Genomic DNA, 23,399 nt, shown 5'->3' with positions numbered 1-23,399 from the left:
GCTATTCCTTGATGGCCGCAGCGGCTACCCGCGCTGCCGGCACAATGGTATCGGGCGGACAGCAGAGATTGGCCATATCGCCGACAAGGGCGGCGACATCGGCAAAGGCGTCCGGATTGATGCTGTAATGGGAACTCTGGCCGGACTGGCGGTAATTCACCAGACCGGCATCGACCAGTATTTTCAGATGCTGCGATACGGTCGACTGCGCCAGATCAAGCGTTGCGACAATATCCTTGCAGCAGGAGGCGTTCAGTCCGGCCAGCTGCCGGACTATGCGCAGGCGCGCGGGATGGGCGAGCGCGGTGAGAATCCGCGCCGTTTCCGCATCTGACATCGCCTGTTGAAATCGGTTGCTGCATTTCATCGTTCATCGGCGATAGACGATATAATTTTCCAATGCAAGGGTTAAAGCAGGTCATCCATGCCATGCGGGTGCGGTTTTGGAGCATATACGACGCTCAAGCATCAGAAAAAGCCGTCGAGAAATGCCGCCGTGCGATCCGAAATTCCAACGATCTTGTCGGTTGCCTGGCGGTAGAACTTGAAGTTGAGTTCCGTACCGGGCTCACCATCTTTCCAGTCGGTCAGATGCTTGAGGTCCCGCCTGCCCAGCGGCCGCACGGCAAGGGCATTGCGCCGAATCACAACGCTGACACGCGGCGTTTGCCTGATGACGCCGCTCGTCCTGGCGACGGCTTCGGCTGAGATGACGACACCGCGCGCGACAAGTCCCTGCCCGCCCTCGTTCTCGCTGGCGAAGAGAAAGACCGTGTCACCGGCTGCGATATGCTTGCCGCCATACATGGTCTTCTGCGCGGTGAATGCGAACATTTCCGCCTGCGGATCGCGAATCTCGGCTTTGATCGCGAATGCCACCCGTCCGTCCTTACGCTATTGCGGCGCCGGCTTGTCCTTTTCCGGCAATGAAAAGACCTGTCCGGGGAAAATCCTGTTCGGGTTCTGGATCTGCTCCTTGTTGGCCAGATAGATCGTCGTATAGCGCATACCCGCACCGTAGGTCCGGCGCGAAATCGTCCACAGATTGTCGCCGCGCCGGATGATGACCGAACCATCGACATTGCGAAGCGGCTTGGCCGTATCGGTGCCCGACGCCTGTTCACTGCCGGCAGCCGGGGCTGCTTCGGTCGAAGCCTGCGGCGTTGCAGCCGGTGCGGGCGTTGCGGATGGCGCGACGGCTGACACGCGCTGGCCTGCCTCGCGCTTGAACGGCACGGCGGCGCGGGCAATGACGGTCACGCCATCTTTTTCCACCATGTCCGCACGGATGATATAGTCGCCCACGGGCAGGTCGCGGGTTGTCTGCACGAGAAAGTGGCCATCGGCGCCCGTCTTGGTCGAGCCGATGAGATTGTCATTGGCATAGACCTTGACCGTGTAGCCGGCATCGGCAATGCCGGCGATGAACAGTTTGCTGCCTTCGATCTCCACCGCTTCGACAACGATGCGGGCCTTGGCGGCGGGCTGTTTGGCAGGCTTGTCGCCGGTGGGAGCCGCTGCTGCCGCCGGCTGGTTGGAAGCCGCCTGACCTGCCGGAGCTTCCGGCACGGTGATCAGCCGGCTCGGCTGGCCGGATTGTTCGACAAGCGCCAGGACCTGCCCCGATTTGGTTTCGGGGATGGAGACGATGGCGGTTTCCAGCGATGTCATGGCGCTACCATCGGGTGCCGTCGAGCGCAGGACCAGCTGGTAATCGCCGGGCTTCAGGGGATCATCGAGGACGATGACGAAGTCGCCATTGGGCGACGCCTTGGTGGTTCCAAGAATATCGCCGCGCGCCAGAAGGTCCACCTTGGCATTGTTGGCAGCCTTACCCGCCAGAACGATCGTCCCCTTGGGGTCAACGCGCAGCACATCGAAGGTTGGAGCACCCGGCTTGCCCTCGGCTGCTTCAACCTGCGGCGTCACCGTGCCTGCGGCTGGCGCGGCAGCCGGTGCTGTCGTGTCGGCCGAAGGCGCAGCGGGAACTGCAGCTTGCGGCTGTTCGGCCGGTTTTGCGGCGGGCGTTTGCGCGGCTGGCGCAGGTGCGTTTCCGCTCGCCGTTACGGCCGGCGCATTGGAAGTCGGCTTACCCGGAACGAACCCCAGATAGGCAGCAGCCAGCCCCACGGCGACAACAACGCCAAACCCCAATAGTGCAAACTTGTTCTTGACCATCGATCCCCAACCCTTTTGTTCTTTTTGCTCTAGCGCCTTTTCCGGCTCGCCACAAGAAAACCGTTTAGATTCAGCCTCATTCTTTGTGATTATTCTACCAGATTCGCAATTCGAGGCTTTTGTCGCATCCGCAGCGGCTTGACGTTTCACCGCACAGAAGGCACCACTTTTCAAATGAGCAAGATTCAATCCATCTGCGTTTACTGCGGCTCGTCTCCGGGCCGCGATCCGATTTACAAACAGAGCGGCAGGATGCTGGGCAAATCCATTGCCGAAAACGGGCTTGAGCTGGTGTACGGCGGCGGCACGAAGGGCATCATGGGCGCCGTGGCCGACGGTGTCATGTCGGCGGGCGGCAAGGTCACCGGCATCATTCCGAAGTTCCTGATGAACAAGGAAGCGACCGAGCATGCGCTCGGCCAGCTGTCGGAACTGGTCGTCACCGAGGATATGCACGAGCGCAAGCACAAGATGTTCGAGCGCTCCGACGCCTTCGTCACCCTGCCCGGCGGCATCGGCACGGTGGAGGAGATCGTCGAGATCATGACCTGGGCGCAGCTCGGGCGCCACCGCAAGCCGATGGTGTTTGCCAACATCAACGGGTTCTGGAATCCGATGCTTGCCCTCATCGATCACATGAAGGCGGAAGGCTTCGTGCATACGTCACATTTGGTCAATCCGCTTGTGGTAGAACGCCCGGAAGATATCGTTCCGGCGATCCTCAAAGCAGCCGCAAGAGGCGACCGGGACGGCGACGAAGCGATCATCGAGCGGCTGTAGCCGGAAGGAGCGGGATTTCATGGTTCAAACGCTGAGCTTAGATCCCGCCCCCGACGCCAAGCTTCTCCCCCAGGACGACTTTGTCATATCCTACCGCTTCGGCAGCGACGGTGCCTTGCTGTCCGAGCCCGCCGCCGCAACGGACAAGGCATGGACCTGGAAGAGTTATGCGCTGGCCGATGCGCGTGCCCGGCGCAGCCTCGAAGCGGACAAGAGCCTGCCGGACAGCGTGCGCGAGGCCTTTCTCTCCTCCGGCGATCAATGCCAGATCAGCTTCGAAGACGGCTGGCTGTTCGGCGAACTGCCGGATCTGCAGCACGAGCACTACGGCGATCCGCGCGAGCTCGGCTATTTCCGCTTTGCCTTCGACAGGAACCTGTTTATCAGTGGCCGCAGGCACCCGCTGCAATCGGTGGATGACGTGCGCCAGTCGATCATCCGCGGCAAGACCAAGCCCGCCTCTCCGATAGCGCTGTTCAACGCGATTTTCCGGCGTTTTCTCGACCTGCTCAAGGCCGAGATCAACCGGCTTTCGGAAACGCTCGATTCCATCGAGGACCACATCGTCAGCGAAAAATGGCAGGGCGAGCGCGAACGGCTGGTGCCGGTGCGCCGCCAGATCGTGGTGTTTCACCGCTATCTCACGGCTGCGACCAGCCTGTTCCGCCATATCGACCATGCGGACCGGCGCGCCCTGCCGGAAGATCTGGACGATCTGATCGAAGGCCTGTCGATCCGCGCGGCAACGCTGCATGCGGAAGGCGAACAGCTGCAGCAGCGCGCAAGGCTGCTGCAGGATGAACTGCTGGCCAAGATGACCGATCAGTCCAACCGTTTTCTCTACGTGCTCTCCGTCATGACCGCCGTGCTGTTGCCGAGCAACGTCATTACCGGGCTGTTCGGCATGAACACGCCGGGCCTGCCCTTTGCCAACAGCGCACATGGCTTCTGGGTGGTGGCGCTGCTCGCCGTGATCATTTCAGCCATGGTCTACCTGATCGTCCGCAGGATCGGCGGATCAGGGCGTTAGGAAAGCTTCGCCTTGCGCGATTCATGCAGCATCGACCAGGTGTAGATCGCTAGCGCCGCCCAGATCAGCGCGAAGGCAATGAACTGGCTGTTGGAGAACGGCTCCTTGAACACGAAGATGGCGCACAGGAACACGATGGTCGGCGCGAGATACTGCATCAGGCCGATAGTGGTATAACGCAGGAGTTTTGCGCCAAAAGCGTAGAGAATAAGCGGAATGGCCGTGGCCGGACCGGCAAACAGGAGAAGTCCGATATCATGGCTGCCGCCATTGACGAAATGGCTCGTGCCCTGCGCCACGGTCCAGGCAATGAAGCCAAGCGAGGGAATGGACAGGATCAGCACTTCCAGCATGAAACCTTGCGTCGGGCCGATGGGCAGCGTTTTGCGGAAGAAGCCGTAGAAACCGAAGCTGAAGGCGAGAACCAGCGAAATCCACGGCAGGCCGCCGGATGAAATGGTCAGGAGCACAACCGCGCAGGCCGCAAGGCCGACCGCCACCATCTGCGGGCGCGTCAGCTTTTCCGACAGGAAAATACTGCCGAGCACCACGTTCACCAGCGGATTGATGTAATAGCCGAGCGCCGTGTCGATGGCGTGTCCGGCGCCGATGGCCCAGACATAGGTGCCCCAGTTGATGGTGATCAGCGTCGCCGTCAAGGTGGCCATGGCCAGCATGCGCGGCGTTGTCAGCGCGGTTCTCAGATCGTCGAAACGGCCCAGCCACCACAGCACGGCACCGGCAATGGGAACCGACCAGACGATGCGGTGCGCCACCACCTCCAGCGCCGGCATGTAAGCCACGGCTTTCAGATAGAACGGCAGGATGCCCCACAGCAGATAGGCGGAAAGCGCAAAGATAAAGCCTTTCCTGCCGTCGGACATTCCCGGCCCTGCTTCAGCTGCGATTGTCCCAGCCCCAAGGCCGCTTTGATTGATCTGTTCACTCATGCGGCGATGCTCTACGACTACAGGCCGGAAACGTCTATCGAATTCGGCTGATCATCCCATCAACGCCCTTGATGATTTGGGATCAATTTCATCCAATAATCGAGAAAATCGGCTCACTCGGCAGCGATTTTGCCAGCAAGATCGCGATTTTTCATCAATTTGTAGACGATTGAGTCCATCAGCGCCTGAAACGAGGCATCGATGATATTGTCGGAAACGCCCACCGTCCACCAGCGCACATTGCTGGAATCCGTCGATTCGACCAGAACCCGGGTGATGGCTTCCGTGCCGCCATTGAGGATACGCACCTTGAAATCCGCCAGCACCAGATCGTCGATCTCGTGCTGGTAGCGCCCCATGTCCTTGCGCAAAGCCAGATCGAGCGCATTGACCGGGCCATGCCCTTCCGCCACGGACATGCGCTGCTCGCCATCAACCTCGACGCGGACCACCGCTTCGGAAACGGTCTTGATATTGCCGTTGGCATCGAAGCGGCGTTCGACCATGCAGCGGAAGGATTCGACCTTGAAGAATTCCGGCACCGTACCGAGCGTCCGGCGGGCCAGCAGCTCGAAACTGGCATCGGCGCCCTCATAGGCATAACCCTCAGCCTCATGCTCCTTGACCAGTGCGATCAGCGTATCGAGGCGCGGATCGTTTTTTGCAACGGGAATGCCGCGCCGCTCCAGCTCATTGATAAAGTTGGATTTTCCGCCCTGATCGGACACCATGACCTTGCGGCGGTTACCGACAGTCTCCGGCGGTATGTGTTCGTAGGTCGCCGGTTCCTTGATCAGTGCCGAGGCGTGAATGCCCGCCTTGGTGGCAAAGGCCGACGCGCCGACAAAGGCGCCCTGCGCATTGGGCGCACGGTTAAGCAGCTCATCGAAACTGCGCGACAGGCGCGACAGGCCCTTGAGCTTTTCGGCGCTGATGCCGGTTTCGAAGCGGTCCGACCAGGCGGGCTTGAGCGCCAGTGTCGGGATGATGGTGATCAGATTGGCATTGCCGCAGCGCTCGCCGATGCCGTTGAGCGTGCCCTGGATATGACGCACGCCCGCATCGACGGCAGCGAGCGAATTGGCGACCGCCTGCTCCGTGTCGTTGTGGGCATGGATGCCGAGGTGATCGCCGGGGATAGCTTTGGTGACGGCGCGGACGATCGCGCTGACTTCACCGGGCTGCGTGCCGCCATTGGTGTCGCACAGCACCACCCAGCGCGCGCCGGCCTCATAGGCGGTCCTGGCGCAGGCCATGGCATAGTCCGGATTGGCCTTGTAGCCGTCGAAGAAATGCTCGCAATCGACGATGGCTTCCTTGCCCGCCTCGACCGCCGCCCGGACGGAGGCATCGATGGATTCGAGGTTCTCCTCGTTGGTACAGCCGAGCGCGACACGGACATGGTAGTCCCAGCTCTTGCCGACAAAACAGACGACATCGGCCGAAGAGCCGATCAGCGCCGCCAGCCCCGGATCATTGGACACGGAGACACCGGCGCGCTTGGTCATGCCGAAAGCGGCAAACTTTGCCCGTTTGGTGCGCTTTTCCGCAAAGAAGGCCGTGTCGGTCGGATTGGCGCCGGGATAGCCGCCCTCGACATAGTCGAGGCCGAACTCATCGAGCATATCGGCAATGACTTTCTTGTCTTCGACCGAAAAATCGATGCCCGGCGTCTGCTGCCCGTCGCGCAACGTCGTGTCGAAGAGATAAACGCGTTCTTTTGTCACTTGCCCGCCACTCCCAACGGCCATGCATCCGTATCATGATCGGGATGCTGGTTGGAAACCATTGTCTTTAAAAACTCGATTGATTCAGGATCGCCATCGGACCTGTGGCCAGGCAACCGATTGAGTTCATCGACATAGGGCAGCTTGTCTTCGATGCCCCATTGCACGAGCGGCGCCAGTTCCTCCGGATGATCGAAGGCGCCGATGGCCAGCGCGACGCCGTCGGGCGCCTCGTAGGTCAGGGGCGTGCCGCAAGCGGCGCAGAAGCCGCGCTGGACGTGATTGGACGAGCGGAAGCGCTTTGGCGCGCCGCGCGTCCACTCCAGGTGCGCCGTCCTGGTGGAAACCAGCGGCGCATAAAAATTGCCGAAAGCCTTCTGGCACATGCGGCAATGACAGATGGAGGTATCGGTCAGCGCACCTTCAACGCGGAACCGCACCGCGCCGCACTGACAGCCGCCGCTATAGACGGGCCTGTTATCAAGACTCATGGCTGTGGCTCCCCTTCAGCGCAACACGGACAATGTGCTGACACACGCCCTCGACATCCCGCAGGACATCGTCATTCCAGAAACGCAGGACGACCCAGCCATCGGCTTCCAGCCGGCGGGTTCTGCCCAGATCATAGATCAGATGATCATCTTCAGCATGCTGCGCGCCATCAAGCTCAACAATCACGCGATGTGAAGGACAAGCAAAATCAACGATGTAACCGGCAACGGGCATCTGTCTTTTAAAGCTTAGCCCCATCAGCCGGTGCGCACGAACCGCATTCCAGAGCTTCAGTTCCGCGTCCGTCAATGCCCGGCGCATTGCCTTGGCATTGCTCCGAATTTTGCGGGGAACAGGTGTATGTGACGGCATGGTACTCACCCCCCTCTGTCCTGCCGGACATCTCCCCCACAAGGGGGGAGATCAGCTTTCATGGGTGCCGTGGTACAATCTGAGAGTTTGAACATTGTGGGTGAACATCGATGTCGATGTGATCTCCCCCCTTGTGGGGGAGATGTCCGGCAGGACAGAGGGGGGTGAAACAGCGCCGATGTCACCGTTTCACCTCCCAGGTTGTCACGCGCTCGCCGGTCTGCGGGTCCTTGCCGTCCTTCAGCTGGATGCCCTGCTCCAAAAGCTCATTGCGGATGCGGTCCGCCTCGGCAAAGCTTTTCGCCGCAAGCAGCGACAACCGCTCGCTGATCTTGGCATCGAGTTCCGCCTTGAAGGCGTCGGACAGGCTGGCGGCAGTTTGACCCGCCACATCCACGCCCAGCAGGGCAAATGCCGCGTGGTAATCCGCCGGGCTGACCGAACCGGATTTGCGGATCGATGCCAGCCAATTGATCAGGCTTGGCGTTGCCAGATCGTCCGACAGGATGGTGATCGCGTCATCCGGGATCGTGCCAACCGGCGCATCGCCGACATATTCGCGCGCCTTGAGCAGGATGTTCTCCGCTTCCTCGAGCCGGCTGACGGTGAAGTCGATCGGCTCGCGGTAATTGGTCATCAGCATGGCGAGGCGCAGCACCGCGCCCGGCCATTTGCGGCCGCCGAAGGTTGTCGTCTGCAACAGCTCGTTGATGGTGAAGAAGTTGCCGGCGCTCTTGGCCATTTTCTGGCCTTCGACCTGCAGGAAACCGTTGTGCATCCAGATATTGGCCATGCGCTCGGTCCCCAGCGCGCAGCAAGACTGGGCGATCTCGTTCTCATGGTGCGGGAACACCAGATCGATGCCGCCGGCATGGATATCGAAAATGTTCTTCATCGGATCGTCGCACATGAGACCGCCGCCGAAGGGCTCGAGCAGCTTGGCCATCGCCATGGCAGAGCACTCGATATGCCAGCCGGGGCGGCCAAGCCCTTCGATGCCCGCGGGCGACGGCCAGCCGGGTTCATCCGCCTTGGACGGCTTCCACAGGACAAAATCCATCTCGTCGCGCTTGTAGGACGCCACGTCAACGCGGGCGCCGGCAAGCATGTCATCGGCCGAACGGCGGGCAAGCAGCCCGTAGCGCGGGCCCTTGCGGGCATTCATCGCCGAAGGGGAAAACAGCACATGGCCGTCGGCGACATAGGCGACGCCCTGCTCGACGAGCCGGTCGATCATCGCCACCATTTCCTTGATGTAATCCGTGGCGCGCGGCTGGTCCGACGGCTCGAGATTGCCGAGCGCCGTCACATCCGCCTGAAACTGCGCATTCGTCTTGTCGGTGACGATCCGGATCGCCTCGTTGAGCGGCAGGCCGGGATAGTCGCGCGCCGCACGGGCGTTGATCTTGTCATCCACGTCGGTGATGTTGCGCACATAGGACACCTGCGCCTCGCCATGGAGATGACGCAGCAGCCGGAACAGGACGTCGAAGACGATCACCGGGCGGGCGTTGCCGATATGGGCATAGTCGTAGACGGTCGGACCGCAGACATACATGCGCACGTTTTTCGGATCGATCGGCACAAAGTCTTCCTTCGTGCGGGTGAGCGTGTTGTAGAGGCTCAGGGTCTGCGGCATGTCTTTGATCTCAAATTCGGGTTGCAACGGTAAAAACGCATATCACGGCGCTGGTCTGGCGACCGGTGCGTTTCACATCTTTGGAGCGAATTTTGAGACGAAAACGGCCGGGGCCAGCGAAGCGCTAGCTGATAATAATCCGACAGGTAATAATCGTTACGGACGACGTTTTCATGATTGCATTTATGATTGAGCCGGGGCGCAAGGTCAAGCGCAACTTGCCAGCCGCCGGGTGTGGCAAATTTATCGGGTTTGAACTGGTTAATCGAAATTAACCGGAAAGCCCAAAATCCTCCCGGAATGTGCCTTTTTTCCGGCGGAATTGACCGGGATTCCTGCACCCCAGAACAGAGGGGAATTGTCCCCGCGACACAGGACCGGACACATGACCAACACTTCCGTAGCGGCCAAAGCCCGCGACACCGTTTTCGCCGATCATCTGGCCGCACAATACCGTGCGATTGGCCCGGCCGCCGTTCAGGCCGCCGTTTTGACCAAGCCGCGCCAGCGGCCGCTGCTGACCGTTTCAACCGTGCAGGAAACGGACTAACAGACTGAGGGCGATCCCGGCCATGACAAGGCCGATGAGGACGTCCAGGACACGCCATGCGGCCGGCTTGGCAAAAACCGGCTGCAGCAGTCTCGCGCCATAGCCGAGACCGAAGAACCAGACGAACGAGGCGACCGCCGCTCCGGCGCCATAGGCCGCGCGGTTGGCGCCTTCAAAACGCGCCGACAGGCCGCCCAGCAGAACCACCGTATCCAGATAGACATGCGGATTGAGGAAGGTCAGCGCCAGAACCGTGGCAATGGCCGCCTTCAGCGAGCCCCCGCCCGAGCGCGCCGCCTGCATGGCCTCCGGCTTGAGCGCCCGGCGAAACGCCACCGATGCATACCAGAACAGGAACGCCGCACCGCCAAGCGTGACCATCGAGATCAGCTTGGGGGACTGGGCAATCAGCGTGCCGAGACCGGCAACACCGGCGGTGATCAGCAGCGCATCGGACAGCGCGCAGATCAGGGACAGGATGAAAACATGCTCCCGCAAAAGCCCCTGGCGCAGAATGAAGGCATTCTGCGCGCCGATGGCGATGATCAACGAGGCACCGAGAAGGAAACCGGACAGAGCGGCGGAAAACATGGGAAAATCCTGAAATCTGAAGGAGAGGCTTGGATGGACGGTCAGAACAGCTTCATCTGATCGTCGGACTCCGGCGGCTTCTGCCGGAGCGGTTTTTTGACCTCAAAAGCCCCTTCGGCCACCCGTTCCTGAATGTCCGGGCCCATATTGGCAACCTTGTTGACCTTGTCGGATACCGGTATCGCCTCGAAAAAGTCCGCCTGGGCCGGTTTCAGCAGATCGGCGACATGGCGCGGCTCCTGGGTCTTGCAGTCGAGCCAGCGGCTGAAATCCTTGGGTTCGATGACGACGGGCATGCGGTCATGGATGGGGCGCAGCGTTTCATTGGCGCTGGTGGTGAGGATGGCGCCCGTGTCCATTTCCGAGCCTTCCGCATTGGCCCATGGCTCATACAGGCCGGCAAAGGCGATGACGCCGCCATGCTTGGGACGGATCCAGAACGCCTGCGACTTGTTCTTGCCGTCGCGGCGCCATTCGTAAAAGCCCGACGCGGGGATGAGCGCGCGGCGATGCCGCATGGCGGTCTTGAAGGATGCCTTGTCGATGGCGGTTTCCGAGCGGGCATTGATCATCAGCGGATAATTGGCGGTGTCCTTGACCCAGCCGGGAATGAACCCCCAGCGGACCAGCAAAGCCCGCCGGTCGGGGCGGTTGCTGCCGGGCGGCGGCGTTTCGCCCGAGACGATCATCAGCACCGGCTGTGTCGGCGCGATGTTATAGCGGGCCGGAAAGGCCTCGACATCCATCAGCCCCATCAGGGCTTCAATCTCTTCCGGGGTTCCGAGGAGGGCAAAACGTCCGCACATGCAATGAGAGCCTATTTGAATTGGAACGGCGATCATCCGGTTTTTCGATGCCGGGTCAAGGTGGAGTTTGCAAGATGTCGAACCACGCTCTTGTCAAAGCTCCCACCGCGACATACCCCTGACATATGGCACAGATTCCGCTTTCCCCCGATGTTGACGGCGTTTCAGCCGTCTGTATCCGCAACGAGGCTTTCCTCCTGGTGGAGCGCGGGCGCGAACCCGCCAAGGGCTGGCTGGCCTTCCCCGGCGGGCGGCGTGAAGATGGAGAAGCGCCTGATAGCGCCGCCATCCGCGAACTGTTCGAAGAAACCGGCATCCGCGCGACTGAAGTGTCCTATCTCGACACGGTTGTCTTCGATTATTCGACCCCGGAATTTCCCACCCCCCGGCTCTATCGCCTCGCGGTTTTCCTGGCGCACGATCCCCGGGGCGAGGCCATTGCCGCCGACGACGCGGCGGCAGTCCACTGGCTGAAAGTCGAGGAAATGGCCGGCTTCGATGTCACCGCCAGCGTGCTAGACATGGCCCACGCCCTGGCGCGAACCTTCAAAAGTTGAGGGTATTGCCGCATTGCGCCTTGAAGACGCCTTGCTTTCCAGCCACAACCGTCTGCAGGGGATTCCACCGCCACAGGGTCAAGACGTGCGCCGCAGAGCATTGATATCAGCATTTCTGTTGGCGATCGTCAGCGCGGGTCCCGCCCACGCGGTGGACCCATTGTATGAAACAAAGCTGATCCGGCTGGCGGAAATTCTCGGCTCCATTCATTCGCTGCGCAACATCTGTGGCGAAAAAAGCAGCCAGTGGCGCGACCGGATGGATTCGCTGCTGGCGGCGGAGAATCCGGACCCTGCCCGCCGGGCACGGCTGGTGGCCAGTTTCAACCGCGGCTACCGGACGTTTACCGAGACCTATACGGCGTGCACGAGCCAGGCGATTGCGGCGATTGACCGCTACCAGACCGAAGGAGAAAGGCTTTCTTCGGAGATCATATCGGGCTATGGAAATTAACCAGGCTTTAACTGTTGAAGCCAAAGGACCGCATTTTAAGCAAAACGTATGGTATTGTTTAGCGGCAGTTTAAGAATTGGCTTCGGCCAAGGATGGTATAATCATGAACATGACATCGGCGGACCTTGATAAGTTGGTTGCAGAAGAAAAAAAGCTGGTTGCGATCGAATATCAGAATGAAGTCTGGGCAGATGGCACTCTTGAAGGTATCGAGCCCGAGATCATGGCCGAAGCTGCATTTGCGACCGCGCTGACCGAATTGATCCGGGATAACGGCGAAGTGTCCGCGCTGGCCTTGCTCGAAGTGCTGCGCGAACGTATTTCTGCAGGTGAATTCTCTTCGAATCGCGTCCTGCAATAATTCAACGACCGGGTGATCCTGCATGCTCGACAAGCTCGCTTCCGCTTCCGTGATCGCCAGAACAGGTTTTCTAGCGGCAGTCCTTTGCGCCTGCGCTGTTCCTGCCTATGCCGCCGGACTGGACAAGCCCGTGCAGCTGGCGCTCAGCGAGATCAAGAAGGAAGAGCTGCCGAAGGCCACTGAAACGGCTCCGGCAAAGCCCGAGGAGAAGGCACCGGCGGGCACTGCCCCGACGGCCCCTCCAGCCGCTTCCGAAACCAAACCCGCCACGACAACACCGGAAAAGCCCGCCGCCCCTGCCGCAGCGCAAGAAAAGAAGGCGCCCGAGGCACCCGCTGCCAAGGAAAACGATGCGGCTGGTACGCCGCGCAGCAATCCGGCCCTGCCGAACGTGCCGGAAGGCTCACCGCCGCCGCACGTGGAATATGATGTCACCAAGCTGCCCTTCCCGGTGCAGAAGATGCGCGAGCTTATCATTGCCGCCGCCAAGACCGGTTCGCTGGAATCCCTGCGCCCGCTGATCGGCTCGGGCGACGACATGACGATGCTGTCGCTCGCCGATACGGACGGCGACCCGATTGCCTATCTGAAGAGCCTTGCCGGCGACACGGATGGACAGGAAATCCTCGCCATCGCCATCGATATCCTCAATTCAGGCTATGTCCATCTGGATGCCGGAACCCCTGATGAGCTCTACGTCTGGCCGTATTTCTTCGCCTACCCGCTCGACAAGCTCGATGCCAAGCAGCGCGTGGAACTGTTCCAGATCGTCACCGCCGGGGACTATGACGAGATGAAGCAGTTCGGCACCTATGTGTTCTACCGCCTCGGCATTACGCCGAAGGGCCGCTGGCGCTTCTTCGTCAACGGCGACTAGACCGGACCATTGGCGAAATAGCGCGTGGGCGTGACCCCGAACACGCGCCGGAACATGGCAATGAATGCGCTGATATTGTTGTAACCGACATCAAGCGCGACTGTGGTGACCGCCTGCCCCGCTGCCAGCAATTCCAGCGCCCGCATCAGCCGGGCGCGCTGGCGCCATTCGGTAAAGGTGAAACCCGTTTCAACCACGAATTTGCGCGTCATCGTCCGGGCGGGAATACCCGCCCAGTCGGCCCAATCCTCGGCTTTTCGCTCGTCGAGCAGATTGCCGGTAAAGGCATGGGCGATGCGCACCAGCCGCGCATCCGCCGGCATCGGCAGCCCGAGATCCTCATGCGGCAGGCTGGCGATCTCATCGAGAATGACGCGCGCAATCCGCTCCTGTCCCTGATCAAGCACCTCGCCCTTCCAGCCAGCCGCCCGACTGACCGCCTCGCGCAGCAGTCCGGAACTGCGCAGGGTGCAGGGAATGACGGGGAGCATCGCGCATTCCGGCTCCGCCACGTAGACGCTCCAGCCGAAATAGGCCCCATGCGACTGCAGCGAATGCTTGTGATGCGGCGGTATCCACACCGCGTGGATGGCGGGAACGACCCATTGCCCCGCTTCCGTTCCAATCGTCAACAGGCCGGTGCTTGCCCCCAGCAACTGGCCGCGCGCATGGGCGTGGACGGCAACGAACCGTGGAGCACTCCTCTCCTGCTTGCCCGCAATGATGATCGGGCCTTCGGACGACATGGCTTGTTCCGGGGTGATGAAATAGCTCATTTTGGCCTCAACACCGTATTCATTGGCATAGATACGATAGCAGCGCCAACGTGTCGTGGCTAGTTTGCTCGCATGATTTTTGCCAAGGAGACGACGATGCGTGCCCAGGACATTTTGCCCGACAATATCAACCAGGTGGAGGTCAACGACGTCGCCGTGCGCAAGGGGACGGTCGGCGCCTTCCTCATCAACGCACGGCTCTGGCTGAAACCCGGCGCAACCGCCGAGGAGCGTGAGCTGACCGAACAGGACATTCTAGATGCGCTGCCCGCACTGGTTGCATTGGGTCTGTTTGACTTCTTATCTATCCGCGATCCCAAACTCAGGGAATTCGTCGCCATGCACCTGTAGGAGACAACGATGCTCATTGATCTCAAGGAATTTCCGCTTGTCTATTTGCGTGCCGACCAGGACAGCAGCGAAAGCCCGGAAGCGCAGATCAGGGCGCTGTTTGCCCGCGGCGAACGCTTCGTCATGATCGCCGATCATTCGCCCGACGATCATCAGGAGGAGCCGCACGAGCAGCGCAAGCAACGCTCGCAGGTGCTCAAACGCTTTCGCGACCAGCTGGCACGCTGGTGTGCCGGCGCCATCGTCATCGAGAACAAGGGGCCGGTGGCCAAGCCGATCAAGCTCGCCTCCCAGGCGTTCGGCCATGCGTTCGGCGTTCCCTTTGCCTTTGTCAAAGACGATGCCGCCGCACGGGAAACCGCCCACCGCATCCTTGTGCCGCAGGCTTTTCCGCTCGGCTGAAAAATAATCCGAAAAATTTGCGGTACATGTCACATCCGGCCTTTCCATCTCGTCTTGTGTGCAGGCAACGCAATGCCGCACAAGGAGATGACTGATGAAAGCCCGATTGATTCCCTATAGCTACGCCATCATGAAGCCAATGCTTGACATGGAGGACGCCGTTGTCAAAAGCGGCCTCGAACACAGCCTGATCGAACTGGTCAAGATGCGCGCCTCGCAGATCAATGGCTGCGCCTACTGCCTCGACATGCATTCGAAGGATGCGATCAAGCATGGTGAGACGGTGCAGCGCCTGGTGCTGCTTGATGCCTGGCGGGAATCGCCGCTTTATAGCGACCGTGAGCGCGCCGCGCTCGGTTGGACCGAGGCACTGACACTGGTTGCGCAAACCCATGCGGACGACAGCGACTTTGAGCCCCTCAAGACGCAGTTCACCGAAGAGGAGATCGTCAAACTGACCATGCTGATCGTGACCATCAACGCCTGGAACCGGATTTCCATCGGCTTCCGCTCCGTCCATCCGGTAGACAAAGCCCGTGCAGCCTGACGCCACCGAAACGTTCAACCGCCTCCGGCCCCGGCTGATCCGCATTGCCTATCGCATGCTCGGTTCAATCGCGGAGGCGGAAGACATCGTGCAGGAAGGTTTCATCCGCTGGCACCAGGCCGACCGGTCGCAGGTGCGCAGCGCGGAAGCCTTCCTGGTGCGCACCATATCGCGGCTTTGTCTCGATCACCTGAAATCGGCGCGCGTGCGGCGGGAGACCTATGTGGGAAGCTGGCTGCCCGAGCCGATCTTCGACCCCAGCGAGGAGGAAACCGACAGCGATATCACCCTCACCCTGATGATGGCGCTGGAACGGCTGTCGCCGCTCGAACGCGCGGCCTTCCTGCTGCATGATGTGTTCGGCCAGGATTTCAATCAGGTATCGGAAGCCATCGGCCGCGATCCGGCAACCTGCCGGCAGCTTGCCAGCCGCGCCCGCGCCCATGTGCAGCAGGCAAAACCGCGTTTTCCCGTGTCCGACGCCCATGGCAAGGATATTGCGACGGCCTTCTTCAATGCCTCGCGCAGCGGCGACATGCAGGCCCTGCAGGCGCTGCTCGCCGACGATGTCACGCTCTACACCGACGGCGGCGGTATTCGTCCTTCGGCGATCAATCCCGTCTATACACAGGACAAGGTGTCGCGTTTCTTTGCCGGTATTGCGCGCCGGGCGGAATACCACAAACCGCCACTGTTGCGTCAGGGACTGATCGACGGCCTTCCCGGCTATATCACCCGCGAAGCCGACGGTCTGCTCCAAACCACCGCCCTCGAAATCGAGGACGGAAAGATCAAGGCGATCTACATCGTGCGCAACCCGGAGAAGCTGGGCCGCATCGCCGTTGCCAATTGATCTTGTGTCAGCAGAGGCGATCCCCCGCGCGCCCTACCGCGCGGTTTTCAACGCGCTATCGATGATCGCCGACATCTGGGCCACCGAAAGCGCGCCGACATATTTCCTGCCATTGACGAAAAATGTCGGCGTGCCGGTGACGCCGAACTCCTTCAGTGCGCGTTCCCGGACGGCGTTCACCTTGTTGAGGAGCGCCTGGTCGGCCAGGCAGGATTTGAATTCCTGCTCCGACAGCCCCGCCAGCCTGGACGTCTGCTGCAGATAGCCCATGATATCCTTGGTCTCGATCCACTGCCGCTGATGCCCGAACAGCGTTTCGATGAAGGGATAATAGCGCTCCTTGGTCACGCAGCGCGCCAGCATGAAAATGCCCGTGGAGCGCGGCTCCAGCGGCAATTCGCGAAAAATGAGCTTCGCCTTGCCGGTGCTGATGTATTGCTGTTTGATGACGGGCAGCGTCTGTGCGGTGAAATCCGCGCAATGCGAGCAGGCCATGGACGCGTATTCAACGATGGTCACGGGCGCATCGGCATTGCCAAGGACCATGTCCTCAAGCGGCCCCGGCTGCATGAGTTTGGCCACATCAACACTGCCGACAGGCGCAGGAACAGCCTCGCCGGCAGCCATCGCCAGGATGGCCATGGAAAGGGCGGCGGCAGCGGACATCAGAAGCGTATCACGACGGTTTGGCATCTTGCCTCCCTACTCAATCTCATAACCAGCCCAGATGCCGGCACGCGACGACTGGTCCGGGAGACATAATCAATCGCGCGCTCACGCGCAATCAGCTGGCGCGGGAAACCACCGCTTCGATTCCCGTAATTGAACCGCGTAAAACGATATCATGCCCAAAAGGTCAGAAAGGCCGCATTTCACTCATCTGCCAAATCCCCCGCTGCGCGGAGCCGGATGCGTCTTGTCGCAGTCGTTCCAGCCACTGCTTGATACGGTAAAACTCCCCACCGGCGTGCTGTAATGGCAATCCGTTCCGAGCTTGACGCCGTCAACGCCGCGTGTGACCCCCACCAGCGTACCGGAATATCCGCTTGATTTGGCCGTCGTCTTTGAAACGGAACTATGCGACGAACTGCTCTTGCTGCTGCCTCCCGATTTCTTGGATCCACCCGATAACTGCCCCTTGGAGATGCCATGATCGCTGTCAAGATTGCCGCCGCCACCTGACACAAATTCAATTTCTTCCGCAGTCAATTCACGCATGATTATTTCCCCGTTGAAAATCGACAAAATCAATCCGTTTTCAAAGGAAACACGAGCAGCAACCTGTGTCTATGCTACTTTCGGAGAGGTTTTCGTTGTGCAAGGCGTTGTTTTTCAACGCCCGAATTGACCTGCCAAAACATCGCGCTCACGATAGGTGCACCTCTCACCCCACGGAATCATCCCATGCCAGAATTCACGATGTACCAGGTCGATGCCTTCACCAGCGCGCTTTTCCGTGGCAATCCCGCCGCCGTTCTGGTGCTGGACGACTGGCTGCCCGAGGCAACCATGCAGAACATTGCCGCCGAGAACAATCTGGCGGAGACGGCATTCGTGCGGCCCAACGGCAGCGGATGGGACCTGCGCTGGTTTACCCCGGTGCACGAGGCGCCGTTCTGCGGCCATGCCACGCTGGCAACGTCGCACGTGCTCGCGCATGAGCTGGGCATTGACGGTCAGCAGGTGTTTGAAACGCAGGTCGGCACCTTGCGCGTCGATCGCAGCAATGGCGGATATCAGCTTGATTTTCCAAGTTTTCCGCCTGAGATCCTGAGCGAGATTCCAGCGCCTTTGCGGGCCATTTTCGGCAAAGGCGAGGTCAAGGCGTTCCGCAATTTCGAGAACATGTTCGTCGAGCTTGCCGATGAACAGGCGGTTCTCAACTTCGTGCCCGATCTGCCCGCAATCCTGAAACTCGATCCCTTAAGCCTGGTGATCACGGCAAAGGGCAATGAGCACGATTTCGTCTCGCGTTACTTTGCGCCGCTCGCCGGCATCCCGGAAGATCCGGTCACCGGCTCCATTCACGCGACGCTGGTGCCCTACTGGGCGCAGAAGCTGGGCAAGCCGAACCTTTCCGCCTTCCAGCGCTCCAGCCGCGGCGGGCATCTTCTGTGCGAACTGAAAGGCGACCGCGTTCTCATTTCAGGATCGGCGGTCACCTTCATGAAGGCGCAGATTTACCTGCCCTGACCGAGCGCTTCGCCAAACAGCACCGGCTCGCCCTGCGACGGCGTGACGATTTCGCCGTCCCACATGACCTTGATGCCACGCACGATGGTGCCGACAGGCCAGCCGGTGACGATCTTGCCGTCATAGGGCGTCCAGCCCGCCTTGGAGCCAACCTGCGCATTGGTGATGGTTTCGCGCCGTTTCATGTCGACGATGGTCAGATCCGCGTCATAACCAACGGCAATGCGGCCCTTGCGCGCCATGCCGAACAGGCGGTTGGGGCCGTGCGAGCTCAGGTCGACAAACCGCTCGATTGACAGGCGCCCGGCATTGACATGATCCAGCATGATCGGCACCAGCGTCTGCACGCCGGTCATGCCCGATGGCGATGCCGGATAGGGTTTTGCCTTTTCTTCCAGCGTGTGCGGCGCATGGTCGGAGCCGAGCACATCGACAATGCCCTGCCCGATACCCTTCCAGACGCCATCGCGGTGGCGCGCATCGCGCACCGGCGGGTTCATCTGGATGAGCGTTCCCAGCGTGGCATACTGGCTGGCATCCAGCGTCAGATGGTGCGGGGTGGCCTCGCAGCTGGCCACATCCTTGTGCCCGGCGAGGAAATCGATTTCTTCCGCCGTGGAAATATGCAGCACATGGATGCGCGCGCCGGTTTGGCGCGCAATGCGCACAAGCCGCTCCGTGCACTGGAGCGCGGCGATTTCATCGCGCCAGACCGGATGCGACGATGGATCATTGGCAACGCGGTAGCTTTCGCGTTCGCGCAGGCGGAACTCGTCCTCGGAGTGGAAGGCGGCGCGGCGGCGGGTGTTGCGCAGAATGGAAGCCACGCCTTCGTCATCCTCGACCAGGAGATCGCCGGTGGACGAGCCCATGAACACCTTGATGCCTGCAGCGCCGGGCAGACGTTCCAATTCGGCCACGTCTTTCGCATTGTCGCGCGTGCCGCCAACCCAGAAAGCGAAATCGCAATGCATGCGGTGATTGCCGCGCCTTATCTTGTCTTCCAGCGTTTCCGCCGATGTGGTCAGAGGCTTGGTATTGGGCATTTCGAAGACGGCGGTGACGCCGCCGAGGACGGCCGAGCGCGAACCGCTTTCCAGATCTTCCTTGTGCTCGAGGCCGGGCTCGCGGAAATGCACCTGGCTGTCGACAACGCCGGGCAGAATGTGCAGGCCGGTCGCATCGATGATCTCGCCGGCGGAAGCACCGCCGAGATTGCCGATGGCGGCAATGCGGCCATTGGTGATGCCGATGTCGCGCAATCCGACACCATCCTGATTGACAACCATTCCGCTTCTGAAAATCGTATCGAACGTCTGTGCCATCTGCTTTCCATTCCTGCCTTGCGAACCCTTCCCTTGCGGCTTACGTAACGGGGACAGCAAAGGCAAGGGTGATATGATGCCATCGGCAAACTTAAGCGGCAGAGCGATTCTCGACATAACCGGAGACGATGCGGAAAAGTTCCTGCAGAACCTGATCACCACAGATCTCGACACCCTCAGCGAAGGCGACCTCAAACCCGGCGCGCTGCTGAGCCCGCAGGGCAAAATCCTGTTCGAGTTCCTTGTCTCGCGGTCAGCGGAAGGTCTCGTGCTCGATACGCTGCAGACCTCGGTCGCCGATCTCCAGAAAAGGCTGACGCTCTACAAACTGCGTGCCAAGGTGGAAATTACCCTGCGGCCTGAATCGGTTATCCGGGTTTCGTGGCACAATGAATCAGGCGCTTCAGACAATGATTCAGGTTTGCACGACCGCCGCTTTCCCGATGGCTTGAATGTCCGCCGCCGTTATGGCGGGGAAACCGCACCAACGGCGGATGAATCGCAATGGACGGCGCTGCGCATTGCCCATGGCGTGGCGGAAGCGCCGCTCGACTATGCGCTTGGCGATGCGTTCCCGCATGATGTCAATCTCGACCAAATATCGGGTGTGTCCTTCAAGAAAGGCTGTTTCATCGGCCAGGAGGTGGTCTCGCGCATGCAGCACCGCGGCACGGCGCGCCGGCGTATTCTCATTGCCTCGGGCAATGCCGCCCTGCCTGAAACGGGTACGGCCATCACTGCGAGCGGGCGAGAGATCGGCACGCTTGGCAGCGTCGTCGGCAATGCCGGGCTGGCGCTGGTGCGCATCGACCGTGTCAAGGACGCCATGGATGCGGGCACGCCGATCCTGTCAGGAGATGCGGTTCTTACCCTTGCCATTCCGCCCGAACACCGCTTTACATTTCCCGTGACGACCGAAGGGGCCTGAGCGGGAGAATCCATGCCGAAACCGGCAGCAGCCAAAACCAAGCAGACCAACGAAACGCGGGCATGGCAGCGCATGCTGTCGGGCCGCAGGCTCGACCTGCTTGACCCCTCGCCGCTCGACATCGAAATCGAGGATATCGCGCAGGGCCTGTCACGCGTGGCGCGCTGGAACGGCCAGACCGTCGGCGATCACGCCTATTCGGTGGCGCAGCATTCCCTCTTGGTCGAGCACATCTTCGGCCTGATCGTTCCCGACGCCAGCACCGAGCACCGGCTGGCAGCACTTTTGCACGATGCGCCGGAATATGTGATCGGCGACATGATTTCACCGTTCAAGGCGGTGGTGGGCGGCGATTACAAGAGCGTCGAGCTGCGCCTGCAGCAGGCTATCCACCTGCGCTTTTCCCTGCCGCCAAGCGTATCGCAAAGTCTGCGCGGCCTGATCAAACGCGCCGATGCCGTCGCCGCCTATTTCGAGGCGACGCGGCTTGCCGGTTTTGCCGAGAAGGAGGCCGTGCTTTTCTTCGGGCGTCCGCGCGGAATCGACCCGCAATGTCTCGACTTGACGGCCATGGCCACCCAGAATGCGCAGAATGCCTTTTTGCAGCGTTTTGCTGTATTGGAATCACGACGCCACCAGACATAAGGGCCAGCCATGCCGCATATCATCGTCACTCCCCTTTCCCGGCTTGCCGAAACGGCAACACGGTCCGGCGCACGGGACATGGTGACCCTGATCAATATGGGCACCCCGGTTGAACGGCCCGCCGAAATCGCCGAAGCACGCCACCTGTTTCTCGGCTTCAACGATATCATCGAACCGGCAGATGGCATGACCCCGCCGGGTGCCGAGCACGTGCATAGCCTGATCGCCTTCGGCCGCAACTGGGACCGGCAGGCGCCGCTGCTCGTGCACTGCTATGCCGGTATCTCGCGCTCCACCGCCGGGGCCTATATCACCGCGCTGGCGTTCAACCCCGCGCTTGACGAGGTCTGGCTCGCCCAGACCCTGCGCCGGAACGCGCCTTCCGCCACGCCCAACAGCAGGCTGGTTGCCCTCGGCGACGACATCCTTGGCCGCAAGGGGCGCATGGTCGACGCGATCAAGGCGATCGGCCGCGGCGAGGACGCATTCGAAGGCACCCCTTTCATCTTGCCGCTCGCGGTCCAGCCATGACAACCACCGGTGCGCCCAACGCCGTCGAAATCAACCTGAGCGCCGCCATTGCCGCGGTTGCCGACAATGATCCGCTGATCCTGACGACACCGGCCAGCGACGATGCGCAGCGCGATGAACTGCCGTTCGGTCCGTTCAATCCGCTGGCGCACCGCACCTTCGAGACGGGCCTGCGCGAATGGGTAGCGGAGCAGACGCCGCTGCGCCTCGGCTATGTCGAGCAGCTCTACACATTCGGCGACCGCGGGCGGCACAAGACGGCCGAGGACCGTGACCTGCACATCGTCTCCGTCGGTTATCTCGCACTGACCCGGATCACCGATGACAACCGGGAAGCCTTGCGCAAATCCGGCGCACGCTGGCGCAGCTGGTATTCGTTCCTGCCGTGGGAAGACTGGCGCGGTGGCAAGCCCGCCATGATCGATGACACCATTCGCCCGGCGCTGTGCCAGTGGGCCGAACAGGGCAACTCGCATGCGCGCCTGAGCCGGTTCCGGCTGGCCTTCGGCGACGAGGGCATCGCCTGGGACGAGGAACGCGTGCTGGAACGTTATGAACTGCTGTACGAGGCGGGGCTCGTCACCGAGGCCGTGCGCGACGGGCGCGCCGATCCGCCTGCCCTCACAGGCAATCTCGGCCTGCCCATGAGTTTCGACCATCGCCGCATTCTGGCGACGGCGATTTCACGCCTGCGCGCCAAGCTGAAGTACCGTCCCGTGGTGTTCGAACTGATGCCGCCGACCTTCACGCTTACCGCCCTGCAGGAAACCGTGGAAGCCATCTCCGGCCGCCACCTGCACAAGCAGAATTTCCGTCGTCTGGTGGAAGGCACGGAACTGGTCGAGCCGACCGGAGCCGAACAGACACAGGCGCGCGGCCGGCCCGCTGCGCTTTACCGGTTCCGGCACAATGTGCTGGAGGAGCGCAGCGTCGCGGGCCTGCGGGTCGGCGGGCGCGGATAGGGAGGGGATATGACCGACAAACCCAGTGCCGTGAACGCCGAAGGCATTTCGGAACCGTTCGCCGTGGAAAGCGTGCCGTGGCAGGACTGGTCGGAAGGCAGCCGGTACGGCTCGCGCTTCCGCTATCTCTCTGCTTTCGGCGGTGCCAGCCATGTGGGCGTTGCGATGGAGGAACTGGCGCCGGGCATGGAGTCCAGCCTCAACCATTATCACATGCTGGAGGAGGAGCAGGCGCTGATCGTGGCGGGCGAAATGACCCTGAAGCTCGGCGACAAGACCTATCCGGTCAAAACCGGCGATTACGTCTGTTTTCCCGCCGGCCAGAAGGCCGGACATTCCTTCTACAACCACAGCAACGAGCCCTGCCGCTTCCTCATCATCGGCGAGAAGAACCCGCATGACGTGATTGTCTATCCGGAAACCGGCCGGGTCAGCGTCCGCCTGACCGGCGAAGGCTATGACAAGTCGGCGACCATGGAATATTGGCAGGGCGCGGATATGGAACGGAAGAGGTAAGCAGAG

The 23,399-nt window shown here is 61.1% G+C and carries 31 protein-coding genes; 17 read left to right on the top strand and 14 right to left on the bottom strand.

Features of this window, described 5'->3' with window-relative positions:
* Position 1: 1 nt before the first annotated feature.
* From ACP7B1_RS16815 to ACP7B1_RS16805, 3 genes are all read right to left on the bottom strand, one after another.
* On the bottom strand, positions 2-337 hold the full coding sequence (locus ACP7B1_RS16815; RefSeq protein ID WP_223611257.1) for an ArsR/SmtB family transcription factor: 336 nt from the start codon (positions 335-337) through the stop codon (positions 2-4).
* Between the two features lie 131 nt (positions 338-468).
* Positions 469-879 carry a hypothetical protein gene (locus ACP7B1_RS16810; RefSeq protein WP_346307974.1) on the bottom strand — a complete coding sequence of 137 codons (411 nt, stop codon included), beginning with the start codon at positions 877-879 and terminating at the stop codon, positions 469-471.
* A gap of 15 nt (positions 880-894) precedes the next feature.
* The gene (locus ACP7B1_RS16805; RefSeq protein WP_346307973.1) at positions 895-2,178 is read right to left on the bottom strand and encodes a LysM peptidoglycan-binding domain-containing protein; all 1,284 of its coding nucleotides are present in this window, start codon (positions 2,176-2,178) and stop codon (positions 895-897) included.
* Positions 2,179-2,352: 174 nt separating this feature from the next.
* On the opposite strand from ACP7B1_RS16805, the gene ACP7B1_RS16800 reads away from it, so the two are divergent.
* On the top strand, positions 2,353-2,958 hold the full coding sequence (locus ACP7B1_RS16800) for a TIGR00730 family Rossman fold protein (RefSeq protein ID WP_223611260.1): 606 nt from the start codon (positions 2,353-2,355) through the stop codon (positions 2,956-2,958).
* Positions 2,959-2,977: 19 nt separating this feature from the next.
* Complete coding sequence (locus ACP7B1_RS16795) at positions 2,978-3,988, top strand: CorA family divalent cation transporter (RefSeq protein ID WP_346307972.1); 1,011 nt, start codon at positions 2,978-2,980, stop codon at positions 3,986-3,988.
* Here ACP7B1_RS16795 and rarD read toward each other — a convergent pair.
* The 5 genes from rarD to cysS form a co-directional block, all read right to left on the bottom strand.
* Positions 3,985-4,938, bottom strand: coding sequence for an EamA family transporter RarD (gene rarD, locus ACP7B1_RS16790; RefSeq protein ID WP_403171853.1), 954 nt, complete (start codon positions 4,936-4,938; stop codon positions 3,985-3,987). The genes ACP7B1_RS16795 and rarD overlap by 4 nt on opposite strands.
* 113 nt (positions 4,939-5,051) lie before the next feature.
* Complete coding sequence (cimA, locus tag ACP7B1_RS16785) at positions 5,052-6,689, bottom strand: citramalate synthase (protein ID WP_346307971.1); 1,638 nt, start codon at positions 6,687-6,689, stop codon at positions 5,052-5,054.
* On the bottom strand, positions 6,662-7,156 hold the full coding sequence (locus ACP7B1_RS16780; protein WP_346307970.1) for a GFA family protein: 495 nt from the start codon (positions 7,154-7,156) through the stop codon (positions 6,662-6,664). The genes cimA and ACP7B1_RS16780 overlap by 28 nt, the downstream gene beginning before the upstream one ends.
* On the bottom strand, positions 7,146-7,529 hold the full coding sequence (locus ACP7B1_RS16775; RefSeq protein WP_346307976.1) for an endonuclease domain-containing protein: 384 nt from the start codon (positions 7,527-7,529) through the stop codon (positions 7,146-7,148). The genes ACP7B1_RS16780 and ACP7B1_RS16775 overlap by 11 nt, the downstream gene beginning before the upstream one ends.
* A 181-nt stretch (positions 7,530-7,710) precedes the next feature.
* Positions 7,711-9,168 (bottom strand): cysteine--tRNA ligase, encoded by a 1,458-nt coding sequence (gene cysS / locus ACP7B1_RS16770; RefSeq protein WP_346308171.1) that lies wholly within the window; start codon positions 9,166-9,168, stop codon positions 7,711-7,713.
* 385 nt (positions 9,169-9,553) lie between these two features.
* On the opposite strand from cysS, the gene ACP7B1_RS16765 reads away from it, so the two are divergent.
* On the top strand, positions 9,554-9,718 hold the full coding sequence (locus ACP7B1_RS16765; RefSeq protein ID WP_158531317.1) for a hypothetical protein: 165 nt from the start codon (positions 9,554-9,556) through the stop codon (positions 9,716-9,718).
* Here ACP7B1_RS16765 and ACP7B1_RS16760 read toward each other — a convergent pair.
* Both ACP7B1_RS16760 and ACP7B1_RS16755 read right to left on the bottom strand, forming a co-directional pair.
* Positions 9,695-10,309: a LysE/ArgO family amino acid transporter gene (locus ACP7B1_RS16760; RefSeq protein WP_346308172.1), complete on the bottom strand. Its 615-nt coding sequence runs from the start codon at positions 10,307-10,309 to the stop codon at positions 9,695-9,697. The two genes, ACP7B1_RS16765 and ACP7B1_RS16760, sit on opposite strands and share 24 nt — an antisense overlap.
* A 41-nt stretch (positions 10,310-10,350) precedes the next feature.
* Entirely contained in the window at positions 10,351-11,115 is a 765-nt protein-coding gene (locus ACP7B1_RS16755; protein ID WP_346308173.1) for an SOS response-associated peptidase, read from the bottom strand.
* 125 nt (positions 11,116-11,240) lie between these two features.
* Here ACP7B1_RS16755 and ACP7B1_RS16750 point away from each other — a divergent pair, with 125 nt between their 5' ends.
* From ACP7B1_RS16750 to ACP7B1_RS16735, 4 genes are all read left to right on the top strand, one after another.
* The gene (locus ACP7B1_RS16750) at positions 11,241-11,672 is read left to right on the top strand and encodes an NUDIX hydrolase (protein ID WP_346308174.1); all 432 of its coding nucleotides are present in this window, start codon (positions 11,241-11,243) and stop codon (positions 11,670-11,672) included.
* Positions 11,673-11,757: 85 nt separating this feature from the next.
* Positions 11,758-12,126 carry a TIGR02301 family protein gene (locus tag ACP7B1_RS16745; RefSeq protein WP_403171754.1) on the top strand — a complete coding sequence of 123 codons (369 nt, stop codon included), beginning with the start codon at positions 11,758-11,760 and terminating at the stop codon, positions 12,124-12,126.
* 103 nt (positions 12,127-12,229) lie between these two features.
* Entirely contained in the window at positions 12,230-12,487 is a 258-nt protein-coding gene (locus tag ACP7B1_RS16740) for a hypothetical protein (RefSeq protein ID WP_105736147.1), read from the top strand.
* Between the two features lie 22 nt (positions 12,488-12,509).
* Entirely contained in the window at positions 12,510-13,364 is an 855-nt protein-coding gene (locus ACP7B1_RS16735; RefSeq protein ID WP_346308175.1) for a hypothetical protein, read from the top strand.
* Here ACP7B1_RS16735 and ACP7B1_RS16730 read toward each other — a convergent pair.
* Entirely contained in the window at positions 13,361-14,140 is a 780-nt protein-coding gene (locus ACP7B1_RS16730; RefSeq protein ID WP_346308176.1) for a helix-turn-helix transcriptional regulator, read from the bottom strand. The two genes, ACP7B1_RS16735 and ACP7B1_RS16730, sit on opposite strands and share 4 nt — an antisense overlap.
* Positions 14,141-14,236: 96 nt before the next feature.
* Between ACP7B1_RS16730 and ACP7B1_RS16725 the strand changes: the two genes are divergently transcribed.
* The 4 genes from ACP7B1_RS16725 to ACP7B1_RS16710 all read left to right on the top strand — a co-directional run bounded on the left by ACP7B1_RS16725 (position 14,237) and on the right by ACP7B1_RS16710 (position 16,293).
* The gene (locus ACP7B1_RS16725) at positions 14,237-14,491 is read left to right on the top strand and encodes a hypothetical protein (protein WP_346308177.1); all 255 of its coding nucleotides are present in this window, start codon (positions 14,237-14,239) and stop codon (positions 14,489-14,491) included.
* Between the two features lie 9 nt (positions 14,492-14,500).
* Entirely contained in the window at positions 14,501-14,893 is a 393-nt protein-coding gene (locus tag ACP7B1_RS16720; protein WP_346308178.1) for a hypothetical protein, read from the top strand.
* Between the two features lie 94 nt (positions 14,894-14,987).
* Positions 14,988-15,440: a carboxymuconolactone decarboxylase family protein gene (locus tag ACP7B1_RS16715; RefSeq protein ID WP_346308179.1), complete on the top strand. Its 453-nt coding sequence runs from the start codon at positions 14,988-14,990 to the stop codon at positions 15,438-15,440.
* A gap of 55 nt (positions 15,441-15,495) precedes the next feature.
* Entirely contained in the window at positions 15,496-16,293 is a 798-nt protein-coding gene (locus ACP7B1_RS16710; protein ID WP_426137166.1) for a sigma-70 family RNA polymerase sigma factor, read from the top strand.
* A gap of 33 nt (positions 16,294-16,326) precedes the next feature.
* On the opposite strand, the gene ACP7B1_RS16705 is transcribed toward ACP7B1_RS16710, so the two are convergent.
* Entirely contained in the window at positions 16,327-16,986 is a 660-nt protein-coding gene (locus tag ACP7B1_RS16705) for a DsbA family protein (protein WP_346306870.1), read from the bottom strand.
* A 183-nt stretch (positions 16,987-17,169) separates the two neighbouring features.
* Positions 17,170-17,511 carry a hypothetical protein gene (locus tag ACP7B1_RS16700; protein WP_346306871.1) on the bottom strand — a complete coding sequence of 114 codons (342 nt, stop codon included), beginning with the start codon at positions 17,509-17,511 and terminating at the stop codon, positions 17,170-17,172.
* A gap of 186 nt (positions 17,512-17,697) precedes the next feature.
* Here ACP7B1_RS16700 and ACP7B1_RS16695 point away from each other — a divergent pair, with 186 nt between their 5' ends.
* Positions 17,698-18,486 carry a PhzF family phenazine biosynthesis protein gene (locus ACP7B1_RS16695; protein ID WP_346306872.1) on the top strand — a complete coding sequence of 263 codons (789 nt, stop codon included), beginning with the start codon at positions 17,698-17,700 and terminating at the stop codon, positions 18,484-18,486.
* Here the strand turns inward: ACP7B1_RS16695 and ACP7B1_RS16690 are convergent.
* A complete protein-coding gene (locus ACP7B1_RS16690) occupies positions 18,474-19,811 on the bottom strand; it encodes a dihydroorotase (protein ID WP_346306873.1) in 1,338 nt (445 codons plus the stop codon). The two genes, ACP7B1_RS16695 and ACP7B1_RS16690, sit on opposite strands and share 13 nt — an antisense overlap.
* Before the next feature lie 76 nt (positions 19,812-19,887).
* On the opposite strand from ACP7B1_RS16690, the gene ACP7B1_RS16685 reads away from it, so the two are divergent.
* The 5 genes from ACP7B1_RS16685 to ACP7B1_RS16665 are packed head-to-tail and all read left to right on the top strand — an operon-like array spanning position 19,888 to position 23,393.
* On the top strand, positions 19,888-20,739 hold the full coding sequence (locus ACP7B1_RS16685) for a YgfZ/GcvT domain-containing protein (RefSeq protein WP_426137165.1): 852 nt from the start codon (positions 19,888-19,890) through the stop codon (positions 20,737-20,739).
* A gap of 12 nt (positions 20,740-20,751) precedes the next feature.
* Positions 20,752-21,384 carry an HD family hydrolase gene (locus ACP7B1_RS16680; RefSeq protein ID WP_346306874.1) on the top strand — a complete coding sequence of 211 codons (633 nt, stop codon included), beginning with the start codon at positions 20,752-20,754 and terminating at the stop codon, positions 21,382-21,384.
* A 9-nt stretch (positions 21,385-21,393) separates the two neighbouring features.
* Positions 21,394-21,915 (top strand): tyrosine phosphatase family protein, encoded by a 522-nt coding sequence (locus ACP7B1_RS16675; RefSeq protein WP_346306875.1) that lies wholly within the window; start codon positions 21,394-21,396, stop codon positions 21,913-21,915.
* Entirely contained in the window at positions 21,912-22,877 is a 966-nt protein-coding gene (locus tag ACP7B1_RS16670) for an NUDIX hydrolase (RefSeq protein WP_223611280.1), read from the top strand. Before ACP7B1_RS16675 ends, ACP7B1_RS16670 begins: the two co-directional genes overlap by 4 nt.
* A 9-nt stretch (positions 22,878-22,886) precedes the next feature.
* Entirely contained in the window at positions 22,887-23,393 is a 507-nt protein-coding gene (locus tag ACP7B1_RS16665; protein ID WP_346306876.1) for a cupin domain-containing protein, read from the top strand.
* The last annotated feature ends 6 nt before the right edge of the window (positions 23,394-23,399 follow it).

This window comes from Phyllobacterium sp. SL163, assembly GCF_049896885.1.
In the GTDB taxonomy this organism is placed as follows: Bacteria; Pseudomonadota; Alphaproteobacteria; order Rhizobiales; family Rhizobiaceae; genus Phyllobacterium; species Phyllobacterium calauticae.
The sequence above is the reverse complement of the archived record's forward strand: the minus strand, read 5'-3'. Positions and strand labels throughout refer to the sequence as shown.

Excerpts from the sequence above, each read along its gene's own strand:
- ACP7B1_RS16815 (WP_223611257.1), bottom strand. The coding sequence starts at position 337 with ATGTCAGATGCGGAAACGGCGCGGATTCTCACCGCGCTCGCCCATCCC.
- ACP7B1_RS16805 (WP_346307973.1), bottom strand. The coding sequence starts at position 2,178 with ATGGTCAAGAACAAGTTTGCACTATTGGGGTTTGGCGTTGTTGTCGCC.
- ACP7B1_RS16800 (WP_223611260.1), top strand. The coding sequence starts at position 2,353 with ATGAGCAAGATTCAATCCATCTGCGTTTACTGCGGCTCGTCTCCGGGC.
- ACP7B1_RS16795 (WP_346307972.1), top strand. The coding sequence starts at position 2,978 with ATGGTTCAAACGCTGAGCTTAGATCCCGCCCCCGACGCCAAGCTTCTC.
- rarD (WP_403171853.1), bottom strand. The coding sequence starts at position 4,938 with ATGAGTGAACAGATCAATCAAAGCGGCCTTGGGGCTGGGACAATCGCA.
- cimA (WP_346307971.1), bottom strand. The coding sequence starts at position 6,689 with ATGGCCGTTGGGAGTGGCGGGCAAGTGACAAAAGAACGCGTTTATCTC.
- ACP7B1_RS16780 (WP_346307970.1), bottom strand. The coding sequence starts at position 7,156 with ATGAGTCTTGATAACAGGCCCGTCTATAGCGGCGGCTGTCAGTGCGGC.
- ACP7B1_RS16775 (WP_346307976.1), bottom strand. The coding sequence starts at position 7,529 with ATGCCGTCACATACACCTGTTCCCCGCAAAATTCGGAGCAATGCCAAG.
- cysS (WP_346308171.1), bottom strand. The coding sequence starts at position 9,168 with ATGCCGCAGACCCTGAGCCTCTACAACACGCTCACCCGCACGAAGGAA.
- ACP7B1_RS16765 (WP_158531317.1), top strand. The coding sequence starts at position 9,554 with ATGACCAACACTTCCGTAGCGGCCAAAGCCCGCGACACCGTTTTCGCC.
- ACP7B1_RS16760 (WP_346308172.1), bottom strand. The coding sequence starts at position 10,309 with ATGTTTTCCGCCGCTCTGTCCGGTTTCCTTCTCGGTGCCTCGTTGATC.
- ACP7B1_RS16755 (WP_346308173.1), bottom strand. The coding sequence starts at position 11,115 with ATGTGCGGACGTTTTGCCCTCCTCGGAACCCCGGAAGAGATTGAAGCC.
- ACP7B1_RS16750 (WP_346308174.1), top strand. The coding sequence starts at position 11,241 with ATGGCACAGATTCCGCTTTCCCCCGATGTTGACGGCGTTTCAGCCGTC.
- ACP7B1_RS16740 (WP_105736147.1), top strand. The coding sequence starts at position 12,230 with ATGAACATGACATCGGCGGACCTTGATAAGTTGGTTGCAGAAGAAAAA.
- ACP7B1_RS16735 (WP_346308175.1), top strand. The coding sequence starts at position 12,510 with ATGCTCGACAAGCTCGCTTCCGCTTCCGTGATCGCCAGAACAGGTTTT.
- ACP7B1_RS16730 (WP_346308176.1), bottom strand. The coding sequence starts at position 14,140 with ATGAGCTATTTCATCACCCCGGAACAAGCCATGTCGTCCGAAGGCCCG.
- ACP7B1_RS16725 (WP_346308177.1), top strand. The coding sequence starts at position 14,237 with ATGCGTGCCCAGGACATTTTGCCCGACAATATCAACCAGGTGGAGGTC.
- ACP7B1_RS16720 (WP_346308178.1), top strand. The coding sequence starts at position 14,501 with ATGCTCATTGATCTCAAGGAATTTCCGCTTGTCTATTTGCGTGCCGAC.
- ACP7B1_RS16715 (WP_346308179.1), top strand. The coding sequence starts at position 14,988 with ATGAAAGCCCGATTGATTCCCTATAGCTACGCCATCATGAAGCCAATG.
- ACP7B1_RS16710 (WP_426137166.1), top strand. The coding sequence starts at position 15,496 with ATGCTCGGTTCAATCGCGGAGGCGGAAGACATCGTGCAGGAAGGTTTC.
- ACP7B1_RS16705 (WP_346306870.1), bottom strand. The coding sequence starts at position 16,986 with ATGCCAAACCGTCGTGATACGCTTCTGATGTCCGCTGCCGCCGCCCTT.
- ACP7B1_RS16700 (WP_346306871.1), bottom strand. The coding sequence starts at position 17,511 with ATGCGTGAATTGACTGCGGAAGAAATTGAATTTGTGTCAGGTGGCGGC.
- ACP7B1_RS16695 (WP_346306872.1), top strand. The coding sequence starts at position 17,698 with ATGCCAGAATTCACGATGTACCAGGTCGATGCCTTCACCAGCGCGCTT.
- ACP7B1_RS16690 (WP_346306873.1), bottom strand. The coding sequence starts at position 19,811 with ATGGCACAGACGTTCGATACGATTTTCAGAAGCGGAATGGTTGTCAAT.
- ACP7B1_RS16685 (WP_426137165.1), top strand. The coding sequence starts at position 19,888 with ATGCCATCGGCAAACTTAAGCGGCAGAGCGATTCTCGACATAACCGGA.
- ACP7B1_RS16680 (WP_346306874.1), top strand. The coding sequence starts at position 20,752 with ATGCCGAAACCGGCAGCAGCCAAAACCAAGCAGACCAACGAAACGCGG.
- ACP7B1_RS16675 (WP_346306875.1), top strand. The coding sequence starts at position 21,394 with ATGCCGCATATCATCGTCACTCCCCTTTCCCGGCTTGCCGAAACGGCA.
- ACP7B1_RS16670 (WP_223611280.1), top strand. The coding sequence starts at position 21,912 with ATGACAACCACCGGTGCGCCCAACGCCGTCGAAATCAACCTGAGCGCC.
- ACP7B1_RS16665 (WP_346306876.1), top strand. The coding sequence starts at position 22,887 with ATGACCGACAAACCCAGTGCCGTGAACGCCGAAGGCATTTCGGAACCG.